Origin of the sequence: Streptomyces iranensis (genome assembly GCF_017874715.1) — a bacterium.
Taxonomy (GTDB): Bacteria; Actinomycetota; Actinomycetes; order Streptomycetales; family Streptomycetaceae; genus Streptomyces; species Streptomyces iranensis.
Window position 1 is genome coordinate 1 of the sequence record NZ_JAGGLR010000018.1, and the last position, 14110, is coordinate 14110.

Below are 14110 nucleotides of genomic sequence, written 5' to 3' on the forward strand. Positions count from 1 at the left end.
GCCCGGACCCCCCCCCCCCCGGGGGGGCCCCCCCCCCCCCCCCCGCGCCCCGCCCCCCCCCCCCCCCCGGGGGGGGGGGGGGCCCCCCCCCGGGGGGGGCCCCCCCCCCCCGCCGCGGCCGGGCGGGCGTTCACTCGTGGCCGTTCACTCGTGGGCGCTGATCGCACCGCGGGTGCTGAGCACGATGTACACGCCGTTGGCGTCAAGCCCGGCGTCGTGCCCGTTCGCCTCCATCGTGGCCATGACGTCACCGTTGCCGATGATCTGCGCACGGTAGTGGCTCTCGCCGACCTTCGTGACCTTGGCCGTGAAATCGCCCGCGATCTCGAAGGTACCCGGCGCCTGGTGCTCGCCGCCCATCCAGGACTGGACCTCGCCGCCCATCGTGAGCACGACGTACATGCCGTTGGCGTCGAGCCCGGCGTCCTCCCCGTTCGCCTCGAACGTGGCCAGGACGTCACCGTCGTTGACCATCTTGAGGCGGTAGTGCTGGTCGCCGAGCTCGTAGATCTCGGCGGTGCTGCCGTCCGCCAGGGTCTCGGTGCGGTCCGGGGATGCCGCCTCGTCCGCGGCGCCCGCCTTGTCCTCGGTACCCGCCCCGGTGTCGGCCTTGGCGTCGGAACTCTTCGTTCCGGTGGAGGAATCCGCGCTGCTGGACGCGGCGGAGGCCGCGGGCTTCGAGGCGTTGGCGTCCGAGTCGTTGCAGGCGGTCAGGCTGAAACCGGCGGCTGCGATCAGGACCGCGGCGGCGACACGCAGGGTGCGGCGACGAACGGTGTGGGCGATGGTGTTGGAGCTCATCTTGGGTCCCCCCAGGGGCAGTCGATGTCGTGGTCTTCTCGGTGCGTCACCAACTCTGGCCGGGCCCCCTACCGCAAGGCTGCCGCCCCGCTAACGGTCGGCTAACACGGTTGTGAGCAGGGGCAAGGACGAGGCACGGTCACGCGACCAGGCGGAGCCGGGTCATGGGCTGGTCCGGATGTCTGAGGCCCCACTCGCCCGCGACGCGCGTTTCAGGCCTTGGCGGCGGTTTCCGCCTCGGCGGCGTCGTCGGGGGCCGCCGGTTCGGGGAGGCTGGGCAGGAGCAGGCACAGCGGGACGGCGACGGCGGTGAGGGCCACCGACCACCAGAAGGCGGTGCCGAAGCCGTCGGCCAGGGCGTCCGGGGTGTGGGCGTCGCCGGTGCCGTGCTGGAGGATGACGGCGAGGACGGCGATGCCCAGGGCGCCGCCGAGCTGCTGGGCGACGCGGGTGATGATGCTGGCGTCGGGGATCTCCCCGTGTTCCAGCCCGACGTACGCGGCGCCCATGGGCGCGATCATGGCGGCGCCCAGAGCGATACCGCGGACGAACAGCGCGGCCATGAGCAGGACTTCGCTGGTGCCGGCGGTGACGAAGGCGAACGGCACGGTGGCCGCGGCGACGAAAGCGAATGCGGCGATGGCGACCCCGCGGGGGCCGAGGCGATCGGTGTACGCGCCTGCCAGGCCGCGGGCGAGGAGCGCGCCGACACCCTGCGGGATGAGCAGCAGTCCGGCGCCGAGGGCGTCCTCGCCGCGGACCTGCTGAAAGTACAGGGGCAGCAGCATCATCGACCCGTACAGGGAGATGCCGCCCAGGAGGAGCAGAGTGGAGGAGGAGGCCACCGCGCGGTGGCGGAACAGCCGCACATCGACCAGGGCGCCGGTGGTGCGGGTCAGCGCCCAGGCGGTGTAGCCCCCGACCAGGGCGAGTCCGCCGGTCAACGGGATGAGGACCTTGGCGTCGGCGAAGCCCGCGCTGCCCTCGACCCGGGAGAGGCCGTAGACAAGGGCGGCGAAGCCCGAGCAGAGCAGGAGCAGGCCGACGGTGTCCAGGCGGGCGCGGGGGCGGTCGGGCGCCGGTCGGTCGTCGGGCAGATTGCGCCGGGCGAGCCAGGCACCGACGACGCAGAAGGGAATGTTGACGAAGAACAGCCAGCGCCAGTCGGCCAGATGCAGGATGAGCCCGCCCAGGACCGGGCCGAGGATCGGGCCGAGTGCGGTGGGCACCGTGATGATGGCCATGACCTTGCCGATGTTGCGGCCCTGGGCGGCCTGCATGAGCAGCGTGGCCATGAGCGGCATCATGAGGCCGCCCGCGCCGCCCTGGACGACGCGGAAGGCGATGAGGCTGGTCGCGTTCCACGCCAGCGCGCTCAGGATCGAGCCGAGCAGGAACCCGCCCAGGGCCGCGATCCACAGATGTCGGCCGCCGAGCCGTGACTGGGCCCATCCGGCGAGTGGGATGGTGACGAACACCGCCAGCAGGTAGCCGGTGCTCACCCACTGGATGGTGGACAGCGGGGCGTCGAGCTCCCTCGCCAGGTCGTTGAGCGCGACGCTGACGATGGTGGTGTCGAAGACGACGGCTAGGGCGCCCACGATGAGGGTGATCGCCATGCGCCACACGGCGGGGTCCACGCGATGGGGATTCACGCGATCGGGATCCACGCGATGGGGGTCTGCCGCCGTTGATGCGGGGCTGGCCCGGTTGGGAGGAGTGCTCACGAACAACCGCCTTAAGATATAGCGATCTATCTTACGGTGGTCAGGGTAAGGCGCTAGAATAAGAAAGGCAAGTCTATCTAAGGGAGAGGCGCATGCCCGAGCGACGCCGCGGAGCGGCACTGGAGAAGGCGCTCCTCGACGCGGCCTGGGAAGAACTCATGGACACCGGCTACGCCAGGTTCACCATGGACGCCGTCGTCAAGCGCGCGGGCACCAGTCCGCCCGTTCTCTATCGCCGCTGGTCCAACCGCGACGAACTCGTCCGGGCGGCCATCGTCCACACCCTGAAGGAGTCCCGCCTCGACGTTCCCGACACGGGAAGCCTGCGGGAGGACATCCTCACCCTCATGCGGGAGATCAACTCCACCCGCGTCCAGTTCATCACCATCATGAGCATGCGCCTGGCCGACTACCACCAGGAGACCGGAAACAGCCCCGTCGATCTGCGCGACCCCCTCGCGACGGGACGCGCGGAAGCCCTCGACGCACTCTTCGGCCGCGCCGTCGACCGCGGTGAGATCAAACCGGAACTCCTCACCGAACGCGTCAAGTCGCTCCCCTTCGACCTGCTGCGCCACGAAATCCTCACGACCTTCGCGCCCGTGCCCGACGACACCCTCGAAGAGATCGTCGACGGGGTCTTCCTCCCCCTGGTGCGCTGACCACCGGCCCAGGCGGTTCGCCGTGGCTCAGCCCTCTTCGGCGACCAGGGTGTAGCGCACGGTCTGGGCCTGGATGAGGCCGTCACGGAAGACGAAGGTGTCGACCCCATCGTTCACGCGCACACGGGCGGTTGCGGCCGACCACTCGAGGAAGAGGACGTCATCCGCGAACTGGGGCTTCAACTCCCAGGCGGCGTTGGGGAGATCGCCGAGCAGTGCGCCGATGCCCCGCTTCACCCCTTCGCGGCCCCGCAGCACACCGGAGGGCGTGACGAAGACCGCGTCCTCCGCGTAGTTGGCGCTGATCCTGTCCAGGTCGCCCGAGCCGAGCGCTTGGCCGTGGTCGTGGAAGATCTGCTCGGGGGTCCGGGTCATCGCTCCAGCCATTCCGTTCGCGGGTGTGTTTCGCGGGTGTGCGAGGTGACTCGAGACAGTAGTTGCATACGCGGATGATTGCAAGCGCTGGCTATTGCGGAAGCAAGCTCCTATCGAGCTGATCGGCCAGATCGGCCAGGCCGTCGGCGTGCAGGTCAAAACGGTCCGAGGGGCTGGGCGGGTCACCGACGGGGCGGGCGACATAGGCGGTGCGCAGGCCGAGAGCCTGCGCACCGCGCAGGTCCCAGGCGTGGGCGGCGACCATCAGCAGCCGCTCCGGCGGCCGTCCGGAGACGGTGACGGCCAGCTCGTAGACCGCCGGATCCGGCTTGTAGGTGCGGGCGTCCTCGGCGGACAGGGCCTGGTGCCAGCGCAGACCGGCGTGGGCGTTGATCTCCAGCAGCGCCGTCCGGCTCGCGTTGGAGAGGCCGATCAGCGGGAACCGCCCGGCGAGCCGGGCCAGCCCCGCCACCGTGTCGGACCACGGCGGGAGCCGGCGGCCGGACAGGGCCAGCGCCGCCACGGCGGCCGGGTCGTCGACCCCGGCGGCGTCGGCGACGAGCCGGGCGGCTTCGTGGTCGAGGATCTCGGTGGTGGCGTAGGGCCGGGCGCCGTCGAGGATGCGGCGCTGCTCACGGTCGACATGCCGCTGCCACAGCGACAACAGCCGCTCGATCCCGGAATCGTCGAGCTCCGGGGCGAGTTCACGGATACCGGCGCGGATGCCGGTGGGTTCGTCGACGAGCGTGCCGAGTACATCGAAGACGACGGCGTCGATCTCCAGCTCTGACATGGGCAAGGTCTCCTGACGGAGCGAGGGGGCGCGGGGGCTGAGACTGAGACCGAGACCGAGACCGAGACTGAGACTGGGGCTGGGGCTGGGGCCGGGGCGAGGGCTGAGGCTGGCAGTTGGTGCGGCGCGTAAGGGTTAAAATTGCGTTTAGCCGACCGTAGCGAGGAGCGCGTCAACGATGCAAGTGGCATTGGACGATTACGTCTGGGCGGCGGGGATCGCGACCGAGCTGGTCAACACCACCGCCGAGGTCTGGCGCGGCGACGACCGCCTGCCCGACCTGGCCGCCCTCGTCGCGTTCACCGAGCTGCACGGCGACCGACCCGGAGGTGACGACGACGTTCCGGGCGCACCGGCCGAACTCGCCCGCCGCGGAGGCCCGGCCGACCTCCATGCGGTGCACGCGCTGCGGAGCACCGTGCGGGACCTGATCGATCACCCCGACCGCGACCGCCTCATCGCCGGTGCCACCCGGCTCACCTCGTCCGCCCGGGGCGCCACCCTGACACCGGATCCCGCGCACGAGGGCCGCATGCGGTGGGCCGTCCCGCTCCGGGACGGGGCGACCATCGCCGACGCCCTCTCACTGATCTGCGGCATGGGCATCCTCGGGGTCGTCCACACCCTCGGCGAGCGGCGGTTCCGCCCGTGCACCGCGCCCACCTGCCGGGGAGCGTTCATCGACACCACCCGGCCCGGCAGCCGCCGCTACTGCATGCCCGGACTGTGCGGCAACCGCGTCAACGTCGCCAACCACCGCGCCCGCCGAACCGCGAGGCGCGACCGGCCCGCCGACTCCGATTAGGCCGGCCGCCGAGCTCCCCGGCTCGGCCCCGGACCCCGGGGCGAAGCCTCTGGATCCGGCAAGGGCGGGTAGCGGAACTGTGCGACCGTCGGCAATTCGGCCGCCCTATTAGAAGGTGACGAAAACCGGCCACATGCTCATCATGCGGCACCTCGATGCCCTGGCGGGATCAGAGGTTCCGCTATCAGAACGCCCTGAGAGATAGGGTCCGGAGCCGAGTTTTTTCATCCTTCTGAACGGCCAGAACAGTGTTGCGAATAACACATATTCACCCCTTGCAGTGCATCCGAACCCCACAGAAAAACACTATCCTCGATCCAGTCGTTGACTGAGCGGAAGCCGGAACAGCGACGCTGCCCGCACATCCGTGGGGTCAACGACGAAGTAAGCGGGCGTGGTTCTCCACGTCTGGTGAGGGCCGCCGCCCCTGCTCCAACTGCCAGGAAGGGAGGGGCGGCGGTTTCCGGCCAACACCGTCATTGCTCACCACCCGCGCGCACCGTCCGCACATGATTTGCATTCGCGATCATCTCGTTGCATCCGCCCCGGATAGGCCGCTCGGGCAATCACTTAACCGAGCAGCAGGCAGCCGCCAATTCGAGTGGCAATTAACTGACACCGGATAGCCAAAACTCCTGCTGAGCGCCACCGCGCCCCATACCGGACATGACGCTTTCACGAAGACACGCCGAATATACGAGGCAAGCGGCTCCTGGGGGGTTTCATCGCCTTTTCAACGCCCCCCGGAGTGTGGCGTTGGCCATACCGAACGCGGGGCCAACTGGCGCGTTAAGTGCATTTACATGCGCTCCCTATCGCAAAGTTGCGAAATACCCGCCGGTAAGTATGGCTGCTATGCCCGGTGATGAGAGCTATGCGGATCAATGTCCCTGAAGCGCAGGGGAATTGTAGTGTCACCCTCCGACAGCTAGCGGCTGACGCTTTGTCAGTGGTTAGTGCGGGTTTAGTTGCGTCGAGCGACGTGGCTGCGTTAACTACACGACACCTGTCCGCGGGCAGGCGTACGTTCCGACGTGGTGTTCCCCCCTTCCTGGCAGTTGGAGCCGAACACCCCGTCAGTCCCTCACCAGGCGGACCCCGGCACATGACCGAGGGCCACGAAATCCAAGGAGAATCCGCATGGCCGAACGCAAGCGCCGGCGACACCTCGAGATCAGCCTCGACGAGCACGTGACCTTCTCCGTCCGCATCTCCCCCAAAGCGCTGCGGTGGGCCTGGGCCGTGTGCATCACGGTGGGCAGCACCGCTTGGTACACGCTGACGCACTAGCCCACGCAGGGCCCGCAGCGAGGCAGTGAGGCCGAGAAGCCGCCGCCCCCGGGGTCCGGGGACGGCGGCTGATCCCGGTGACCAGCGTCACATGCGCGCCTGTCACATCTCTCCGAGCCGTTCCGTCAGTGAGGTGTAACCACGGCAACCGCATAGGAGAGCCCATCATGGACGCTCGCTTGAACCTCTTCGGCAACCCGCTCCTCGGCACGTTCCTGAAGCACCTCAACTCCGCGGGCAAGGTGATCTCGGACTCGGCGCTGCCGGCCGCGACGCAGGAGCTGGTGAAGATCCGCGCCAGCCAGATCAACGGCTGCGGCTTCTGCACCGACATGCACACCAAGGACGCCGCGAAGGCCGGGGAGACCTCGACGCGCCTCAACCTCGTCGCGGTCTGGCGGGAGGCCACGGTGTTCACCGACGCCGAGCGCGCCGCCCTGGAACTGGCGGAGCAGGGCACCCGCATCGCCGACGCGGCCGGTGGCGTCACGGACGAGGCGTGGGCGAACGCCGCCAAGTACTACGACGAGGAGCAGCTCGCGGCTCTGGTGTCGATCATCGCCGTCATCAACACCTACAACCGGCTGAACGTCATCGTCCAGCAGCCCGCCGGCGACTACCAGCCCGGCCAGTTCGGGTGAGGCCCGGCGTCCTCCCACGGAGGCTGGGGTTGGCACGCGAAACGACGCAGGGGAACGGTCGGGAGACGGACGCCGCACGTCCGATGGAAGTCGGCATGGTGCTGTACGGGGGTCAGTCACACCACGCTCGGCTTCGTCGGTCCGCACCTGGCCTCGAGCGCGTGTGCGTCGACCGGAACAGGTTCACCGGCGGCGGTGTGACCGCGGGTATCGACTTCGGGCTCACCCCCGTGGCGCGCGTCATCGGCGAGGACGCCGCGAAACTCTCCCAGCCGGCCATGGAGTACAACCCGCGGCGCATCGCCCGCACCGTCTCGCAGGTACTGGAGCGGTGCGCGGCGCCGAGCGACGCGTGACGGTCGCTCACCTCGATATGCGCCTCGTCGCCACCGACCGGCGGGGCGGCCGACCACACCGTCACGCGCGGACCAGCACGATCGTCTCATTGGGCACGATCGAGCCCTCCGCGCGGCGTTCGAGCACGAGGAGGCCGACGGCGATGTTCCGGTAGGTGCCGGCCAGACTGGCGTCTTGCAGCACATGGCCGGCCACCTCCGACAGCGCCAGCGCTTCCAGACGGAGGAAGGCGGCCTCCGACGCCGTGATGGACCGCCGTGCCGCGGCGTGGTCGTCGGTCGCCGCCACGATCCTGGCCGCCATCTCCTCCATGGTTCCGGAGAAGACGGTGTGTTCGCGGCTCCGGGTCGACACGACGGCCGCCGCGTCACTGGCCAGCACCGCGAGCGCCTCCGGCATGAGTGGCCGTACGCGGGAGGCGGTGAAGTCGACGCCGCTCAGCACCCCGTGCACCAGCGACTGGAATCCGTCCGACCGCACGGTGCCGCGCCGGGAGCCCCGCTGCTGTCCGGCCAGCACGAGCAGGAAGGCGGCCAGCCGCATGGCCCAGTGCCCCTGGCGGGAGAGGCGATCGAGGATCCCGGGGTGGGTCACGTGGACGGAGGGTCCGAGGTCGTCGAGTTCCGGTACGAGGGCTGGGTAGAGGAGGTCCCCGGCACCGCGAGCGGCATCTTCAAGGGCGGGGAGCACGGCCTGGCGCGCCTCGAACGTGGCACCGGCCTGGAACATGGGCCGCAGGGCGTCACAGGCGAGGGCCACGGTCAACACCCGGAGGGGGTACTCGACGCGGTTCCAGACCGGGCTGGAACCGGAGGCCGCGACCGCCGCACGGCTGGTGCGGCGCGAGCCGTCCGGGGAGGGGATGACGCCGGCCTCGACGGCGAGGTCCCGCACCAGGGCGAGCGCCTGTTTCCCCAGGTCCAGGATCTCGTCGTCCTGCTCGCTCCGGCCGAGCCAGGAACCGGACCGGCTGAACCTCAACTCGGCGAAACCGCTGACCTCATACACGAGACCGGACAGGTCCGCCGGTCCGGGCCACCACGGGTTCCCCGCCCCCTCCGGCACCCACAGCGGCACCCCCACGGGGTCGCCGTCCGAGGGGGCGTACCAGATGGTGTGCTCGGGGGCCGGGGCGGCGAGGCGGAAACCGGGGTCGGCGACTTCCGCCTCGGTGGGCAGCCGATAGCCGACGTCCTCGGGCAGGAGGCCGTTCAGCCACCGTACGAAGGCCCCGGCCTGCTCCCTGGTCATCCCCACGGCGGCCGCCTCGGGCGGGCCTTCGACCAGGCCACGCCCCGTCGGCGGGAACTTCTCCGCGGCGAAGAGACCGAAGATCTCCCGCGTCACCGGCCGCGCGCAGACCAGCGTGTCCTCGCCGAGCCGTACCGTGTCGCGCAGCCACCGCATGACCGTGACGGCCGTCATCAGGCGGCGCCGGGACGAGCCGACGGGCTCCCGAAGGGCTTCCCCGCGCAGCGATTCCAGCCGGCGGGTCATCGACACGTCGAGCTCGGTCGCCTCCTCCTCGCAGTCGAAGGCCAGGGCGAGCGCCCTGACGGTCTCCGAGGCCAGGCATGCCCCCACCACCGGGGCCGGGTCCACCCGGGCGGCGTACAGCAGTGTGGTCTCGCGCCACCAGTCGTCGTCCACGTTGGCGGCCAGGACGTCGGCCCGCCCCCGGTGCTGGATGTGCAGGGCGGCCAGATGTTCCTGGAGGGTGAGATGGGCGAACGAGTACAGCCCGCGCTCCCGCTCGATCAGCAGTCCGCTGACCACGATCGCGTCCAGGAACTCCTGTGAGGACAGGATCGAGGAGACCCGGAACAGCAGCGGGCGCAGCACCTCCGAGGCGTATTCGCCACGGATGTCGCGCATCCGGTCGGCCATCATCACGAAGGCCAGCTCCCGCAGCAGCACCTCCTTCTTGGCCCCCGTCAGCTCGTCGCGCGAGGCCGCCACGCCGCCCTTGGCCTCCTGGCGGCGCCACAGCAGCACTTCGCAGATCTCGCCGTACAGCTCGGCCCGGCTGCCGGGCAGCGCACCCCGGTAGCGGTGCACGTTGGCGATCATCGTCAGCAGAAGCGGATTGGCCGCCAGGTCGTACAGCACGGGCCGGGCACGCAGCCGGGCCAGCAGGTCCTCGGCGCCCTCCTCGGCCCGGTCGGTGACGGCGGCGGCGTCCGTGCCCGTGCTCAGCCGCTCGATCGCGCGGTACCAGCCGTGGACGAAGCGCCGGATCTGCTCACCGGTGAAGCGGCGCACCTGGAGCACCCTGGCGCGGTTGACCGGGGCGCTCGCATAGCCGTGGGGGCGTGAGGTGAGGACGAAGTCGTTCCCCTCGTACTGCTCGATCTGCTCCTCGACCCACTTGGACACATGGCGCCGGTCCTCCTCGCGGGCCACCTCGTCCAGACCGTCCAGCAGCACCACGCACCGCCCCTCCTGGAGCCGGCGGTCGAACCAGCCCGGTGGCTCATCGCCCTTCAGCCGCCGCAGCGAGGCCCCGATGATCTCCGGCAGCGAGACGTCCGGCCGCGCGCCGATGGTCTCGGCGTGGTCCCGTAACAGCAGCAGCACCGGCAGATCGCGCCCGCCCCGCTCCCGTGCGAGGCCCAGCGCCAGATGTTTGAGCAGGGTGGTCTTACCCGTGCCGGGGGCACCGATGACCGCGAGCGCGGCGCCCTCCGGCTTGCCGAGGAAGTCCCGTACGGACTGCCGCACGCGCAACTCCCCGTCGGCGCCCCCGGGGAGCGCCCCCGCCAGGGACTCGCGCGACGCCTCGTGGGCCGGCCTCGGCACCAGGCTGACGTCGACGAAGACCTCCTCGAGGCCGGGGGTGTAATCCCCGCGCGTGGCCAGGCCCTTGAGGTCGATGAAGCGGTGGTGGCTCAGTACGTACGCCCGGTAGTCCCGCTCGAAGCGGGAGAGCCGCCACCGCAGCCGCCGGTCCACGGCGTCGGCGGCCCGCTCGACCCACCGGTCGGCGACCTTGCCGTACACCTTGGCGAGGAATCCCAGCCCCGCCAGCAGCGCCCCGTACCCGAGGAAGAGCAGCAGCGAGACGACGGGATGCGCGCTCACCGACGACCAGAACCGCGCCCCCAGCACCGCCGGTGGCACCAGACTCGCCACCGCGAGCCCGAACCGCGTCAGCACCTCGGCGTTGCCCTTGCCGCCCGCCACAGTTCTCCCCCGAACCCTCGGTCCCCCGCTCCCCGTGCCGTCCCTTATACCCGCTATACCCGCACGCGTTCGCCTCGCCCAACGGCCGCTCCGGATCAATCGATGTGCGGGGGCGCCCGTGCCCCGAGTTGCGGGCCCCCACGCGGGGGGTGACGGTGGGCATAAGGGGGACGTGGGGGCCCGGGGGACTGTGGGGGCGGGTGAAACATCCCGGGGAGCACACTGACCGCTGAAACATCCCTGGGAGCACACTGACCGCGCACAGGAGCGGAGAAAGGCCATGACGAACGGACCTGGGCCCGTGGGGCCCATGGGTAAGGGGCCGAACGGGGAGCGGCCGCGGCAGCGGGCCGGTATGCCGCCGGGGGCGCAGCAGACCGAGTACACCGGGCGGTATGTGGTCCTGCTCGATCAGCAGGAGCCCGACCGCGGTATGGAGGCGCTGCGCTCGTCCGTGGGGATCTCGTCCGTGGAGCGCGTCCGCGGGGCCGAGCCCGGGGCGGCGGAGCTGCTGGGGCGCACCGATGTGTCGGTGGTCTTCGACGAACTCGGTGTCGCCGTCGTCGATGTGCGGCCGGACCAGCGCCATGCGCTGGTCACCACGGCGGAGGCGGAGCCGACGATCATCGCGACGGAGCCGGAGCGCGTGGTGTACGCGTCGGTGATCACAGAGCCGCAGCGCACGCTGACCGGCTTCTTCCCGACGTACCGCAGCGACGATGACGAGGTGTCCCGGCACACCCGGGCCGAGCTCGCCACCTCGCTGGGACCGGCATGGGACGAGCAGAACACCACCTGGGGACTCCAGGGGATCCGCGCCAGCTGGTCACATCTGACGGGCAGCGGGGTGAAGGTCGCCGTGCTGGACACCGGGGTGGACACCGACCACCCGGATCTGACCGGATGCGTCGAGGCGACGGCCTCCTTCGTGTCCGGGGCGAGCGTCGAGGACGGCCATGGCCACGGCACCCACTGCGTCGGCACCGTGGCCGGTCCGGCCAAGCCGGGGCACGCGCCCCGGTACGGCGTGGCCGGTGAGGCCCGGGTGCTGGTCGGCAAGGTGCTCAGCGACCAGGGCGTGGGCTCCGACGGCGAGATCCTGGCGGGGATGGCCTGGGCGGTCGCCCAGGGCGCCCGGGTGGTCTCCATGTCGCTCGGGGCTCCGGTGGAGCCGGGCGAGCTGTTCCCGCAGACGTACGAGAACGTGGCGCGGCGCGCGCTGCGGCGCGGCACCGTGATCGTGGCCGCGGCGGGCAACGAGAGCCGGCGGCCCGGTTTCGTGGCGCCGGTGGGGCGGCCCGCCAACTGCCCGTCCATCCTGGCGGTGGCGGCGCTCGGCAAAGATCTGGGGACCGCGTTCTTCTCCTGCGGCGCCATCAACGGCGCGGGCGGGGAGGTCAATATCGCGGCGCCCGGGGTCGACATCTTCTCGGCCGCGCCCGACGGCACGTACCAGACGATGAGCGGCACGAGCATGGCGACGCCGCACGCCGCCGGTGTGGTCACACTGCTGGCCCAGGCGCATCCGGACGCCTCGGCGGCCGACCTGAGCACCCGTCTGCTGTCCGGCGCCCATCCGCTGGCGCAACCGGGCGCGGACATCGGCGCGGGTCTGCTCCAGGCCCCGTGAGCGGGGGCGCCATGGGGCAGACGGCACGGTCCGGGCCGGTCGGGGTCATCCTCTCGGTCGACCCGGACCGGTTCGCCCAGGTGGTGGAGGCCGCGCGCCGGGTCGGGCTGACGGTCACCGGTGAGCAGCCGATCCTGGGCTCGCTGTCCGGGACGATTCGGGAGGGCCGGATCCCGGTGCTGGAGGCGGTGGACGGCGTGGAGTCGGTGGACCGGGAGCAGATCGTCCGGCTGCCGCCGCCCGACGCGCCGGGGTGAGCCTCGGCTCCTGCCGCGTCAGACGCGGTCGAACGGCTCGGCGTACCTGAAGGGGCCCTTGACGGTCGGCTGATAGGCGGTCAGGGTCCGGACCTGGAAGTACTCGCCCCAGGCCGGATCCGGGGCCGTGATGCCGTACTCGGCCGCCGGGCGGAAGCCGAACCGGCCGTAGTAGGCGGGGCTGCCCAGCAGGGCGACCAGCGATTCGCCGAACGCGTCCGCGGCGCCGAGCACCGCGTGGACGAGCGCGAGGCCCACGCCACGGCCCTGATGGGCGGGGTGCACACTGAGCGGCCCGAGGCCGAGTGCGAGGGCGAGGTCGGAGCCGACATGGCCGCGGGTGCACACGACATGTCCGATCACCTCGCCGCGGTCGCCGGTGGCGACGAACGACAGCGCGGGCAGCCAGCCGTCGCTGATCCGGAGCTCGTCCAGCAGCGTGGCCTCGACGGGAGGTGGAGGGGGCGAGCTGTTCAAGGTGTCCGAGGTGTCCGACTTCGCGAACGCGGCCGAGGTGACGGTCCGTACGGCGTCGATGTCGGAGCGGGTCTCTCGTCGGATCAACATCGGGTCAGGATGCGTCCGAATGCCGCACTACGGCAAACGAATTGTGCGCCCACGCGCGGGGCGGGCCACGCGGTCGGCCGTAATTGGTTCGACTCGGCGGCCGCGGCTCCGGCAGCCTCCCGTCATGGACCCCCATTACTGGCCCCTGTACGGGCTTCGCCTGCGTACGCCGCGCCTGGAGCTGCGGCTTCCCGACGTCCCTCTGCTCGACGAGCTCGCCGCGGCCGCGGCGGGCGGGGTGCACGACCCGGACGAGATGCCCTTCGGCGTCCCGTGGACCGACGCGCCCCCGGAGGAGCGCGGACGCGGCACCTTCCAGCATGTGCTCCGCACGATCGCCGAATGGCGGCCGGAGCAGTGGACGCTGAGCCTCGTGGTGCTGCACGAGGGGGCGGCGATCGGGCGGCAGGACCTGTTCGCGACCGAGTTCGCCGTCACGCGGGAGGCCGAGACCGGCTCCTGGCTGGGCACCGCCCACCAGGGCAAGGGCCTGGGCACGGAGATGCGGGCGGCGGTGGCGCACCTGGCGTTCGAGGGGCTGGGCGCGCTGTCGCTGATCTCCGGCGCGATGGTGGAGAACGGCCGTTCGCTGGGGGTGTCGCGGCGGCTCGGCTACCGCCCCGACGGGCTGTCCGTGCTCGCCGTACGGGGCGAGGCCCGCACCCTCCAGCGGCTGCGGCTGGACCGCGCGGCCTGGGAGGAGCACCGCGCCACCCCGGTCGAGATCGCCGGACTGGAGCCGTGCCGCGAGCTGTTCGGCGCTCCCTGACGCCCTTGGGCTGTGACGTCCTGGGCCGCGGGAGTGCGAGCTCGGGCCGCGGGAGTGCGAGCCCGCATCGCCCGCTCTACGGTGGTTTGAGGGGGCCGGGACGGTTACCAGGTGTCCGGCGGGCCACGCGGCGGAGCCGCATATCGATGCTTTCCCCTCCCCGCTACCAGGGGCTCCGCCCCTGGACCCCGGGGTCTGGGGCGAAGCCCCAGTTTCGGGAAGGGGCGGGGAGGGGAGCGGCCCGCCGCAGGCG

The 14110-nt window shown here is 71.2% G+C and carries 14 protein-coding genes; 8 read left to right on the plus strand and 6 right to left on the minus strand.

The window, feature by feature from the left end:
• Positions 1–144: 144 nt before the first annotated feature.
• Positions 145–801, minus strand: coding sequence for a hypothetical protein (locus J2Z30_RS30240; protein ID WP_044575513.1), 657 nt, complete (start codon positions 799–801; stop codon positions 145–147).
• Between the two features lie 212 nt (positions 802–1013).
• Positions 1014–2420 (minus strand): MDR family MFS transporter, encoded by a 1407-nt coding sequence (locus tag J2Z30_RS30245; RefSeq protein WP_078957376.1) that lies wholly within the window; start codon positions 2418–2420, stop codon positions 1014–1016.
• A gap of 200 nt (positions 2421–2620) precedes the next feature.
• Between J2Z30_RS30245 and J2Z30_RS30250 the strand changes: the two genes are divergently transcribed.
• Entirely contained in the window at positions 2621–3190 is a 570-nt protein-coding gene (locus J2Z30_RS30250; protein ID WP_044575508.1) for a TetR/AcrR family transcriptional regulator, read from the plus strand.
• A 27-nt stretch (positions 3191–3217) separates the two neighbouring features.
• Here the strand turns inward: J2Z30_RS30250 and J2Z30_RS30255 are convergent, their stop codons facing one another.
• Both J2Z30_RS30255 and J2Z30_RS30260 read right to left on the minus strand, forming a co-directional pair.
• Positions 3218–3565: a nuclear transport factor 2 family protein gene (locus tag J2Z30_RS30255; RefSeq protein WP_044575506.1), complete on the minus strand. Its 348-nt coding sequence runs from the start codon at positions 3563–3565 to the stop codon at positions 3218–3220.
• 91 nt (positions 3566–3656) lie between these two features.
• Positions 3657–4358, minus strand: a complete 702-nt coding sequence (locus J2Z30_RS30260) for a haloacid dehalogenase type II (RefSeq protein WP_044575504.1) — start codon at positions 4356–4358, stop codon at positions 3657–3659.
• Positions 4359–4536: 178 nt separating this feature from the next.
• Here J2Z30_RS30260 and J2Z30_RS30265 point away from each other — a divergent pair, with 178 nt between their 5' ends.
• The 4 genes from J2Z30_RS30265 (at position 4537) to J2Z30_RS30280 (ending at position 7450) form a co-directional block, all read left to right on the plus strand.
• Positions 4537–5163, plus strand: a complete 627-nt coding sequence (locus J2Z30_RS30265) for a CGNR zinc finger domain-containing protein (RefSeq protein WP_209468905.1) — start codon at positions 4537–4539, stop codon at positions 5161–5163.
• Between the two features lie 1140 nt (positions 5164–6303).
• On the plus strand, positions 6304–6453 hold the full coding sequence (locus tag J2Z30_RS30270) for a hypothetical protein (RefSeq protein WP_209468906.1): 150 nt from the start codon (positions 6304–6306) through the stop codon (positions 6451–6453).
• Between the two features lie 167 nt (positions 6454–6620).
• Positions 6621–7094 (plus strand): carboxymuconolactone decarboxylase family protein, encoded by a 474-nt coding sequence (locus tag J2Z30_RS30275; RefSeq protein WP_044575501.1) that lies wholly within the window; start codon positions 6621–6623, stop codon positions 7092–7094.
• A gap of 161 nt (positions 7095–7255) precedes the next feature.
• Entirely contained in the window at positions 7256–7450 is a 195-nt protein-coding gene (locus J2Z30_RS30280) for a type 1 glutamine amidotransferase family protein (protein WP_044575496.1), read from the plus strand.
• A 61-nt stretch (positions 7451–7511) separates the two neighbouring features.
• Here J2Z30_RS30280 and J2Z30_RS30285 read toward each other — a convergent pair whose 3' ends face one another.
• On the minus strand, positions 7512–10634 hold the full coding sequence (locus J2Z30_RS30285; RefSeq protein ID WP_052701591.1) for an NACHT domain-containing protein: 3123 nt from the start codon (positions 10632–10634) through the stop codon (positions 7512–7514).
• Positions 10635–10914: 280 nt separating this feature from the next.
• Between J2Z30_RS30285 and J2Z30_RS30290 the strand changes: the two genes are divergently transcribed.
• Positions 10915–12264 carry a S8 family peptidase gene (locus J2Z30_RS30290; protein WP_052701590.1) on the plus strand — a complete coding sequence of 450 codons (1350 nt, stop codon included), beginning with the start codon at positions 10915–10917 and terminating at the stop codon, positions 12262–12264.
• 11 nt (positions 12265–12275) lie between these two features.
• Positions 12276–12521, plus strand: a complete 246-nt coding sequence (locus J2Z30_RS30295; RefSeq protein ID WP_044575492.1) for a hypothetical protein — start codon at positions 12276–12278, stop codon at positions 12519–12521.
• A gap of 18 nt (positions 12522–12539) precedes the next feature.
• Here the strand turns inward: J2Z30_RS30295 and J2Z30_RS30300 are convergent, their stop codons facing one another.
• Positions 12540–13088 carry a GNAT family N-acetyltransferase gene (locus J2Z30_RS30300; protein WP_044575488.1) on the minus strand — a complete coding sequence of 183 codons (549 nt, stop codon included), beginning with the start codon at positions 13086–13088 and terminating at the stop codon, positions 12540–12542.
• A gap of 124 nt (positions 13089–13212) precedes the next feature.
• On the opposite strand from J2Z30_RS30300, the gene J2Z30_RS30305 reads away from it, so the two are divergent.
• On the plus strand, positions 13213–13857 hold the full coding sequence (locus tag J2Z30_RS30305; protein WP_209468907.1) for a GNAT family N-acetyltransferase: 645 nt from the start codon (positions 13213–13215) through the stop codon (positions 13855–13857).
• Positions 13858–14110: the final 253 nt, after the last annotated feature.

Bases quoted from the DNA above. Each gene is read 5' to 3' on its own strand.
- J2Z30_RS30240 (WP_044575513.1), bottom strand. From the start codon at position 801: ATGAGCTCCAACACCATCGCCCACACCGTTCGTCGCCGCACCCTGCGT.
- J2Z30_RS30245 (WP_078957376.1), bottom strand. From the start codon at position 2,420: ATGGCGATCACCCTCATCGTGGGCGCCCTAGCCGTCGTCTTCGACACC.
- J2Z30_RS30250 (WP_044575508.1), top strand. From the start codon at position 2,621: ATGCCCGAGCGACGCCGCGGAGCGGCACTGGAGAAGGCGCTCCTCGAC.
- J2Z30_RS30255 (WP_044575506.1), bottom strand. From the start codon at position 3,565: ATGACCCGGACCCCCGAGCAGATCTTCCACGACCACGGCCAAGCGCTC.
- J2Z30_RS30260 (WP_044575504.1), bottom strand. From the start codon at position 4,358: ATGTCAGAGCTGGAGATCGACGCCGTCGTCTTCGATGTACTCGGCACG.
- J2Z30_RS30265 (WP_209468905.1), top strand. From the start codon at position 4,537: ATGCAAGTGGCATTGGACGATTACGTCTGGGCGGCGGGGATCGCGACC.
- J2Z30_RS30270 (WP_209468906.1), top strand. From the start codon at position 6,304: ATGGCCGAACGCAAGCGCCGGCGACACCTCGAGATCAGCCTCGACGAG.
- J2Z30_RS30275 (WP_044575501.1), top strand. From the start codon at position 6,621: ATGGACGCTCGCTTGAACCTCTTCGGCAACCCGCTCCTCGGCACGTTC.
- J2Z30_RS30290 (WP_052701590.1), top strand. From the start codon at position 10,915: ATGACGAACGGACCTGGGCCCGTGGGGCCCATGGGTAAGGGGCCGAAC.
- J2Z30_RS30295 (WP_044575492.1), top strand. From the start codon at position 12,276: ATGGGGCAGACGGCACGGTCCGGGCCGGTCGGGGTCATCCTCTCGGTC.
- J2Z30_RS30300 (WP_044575488.1), bottom strand. From the start codon at position 13,088: ATGTTGATCCGACGAGAGACCCGCTCCGACATCGACGCCGTACGGACC.
- J2Z30_RS30305 (WP_209468907.1), top strand. From the start codon at position 13,213: ATGGACCCCCATTACTGGCCCCTGTACGGGCTTCGCCTGCGTACGCCG.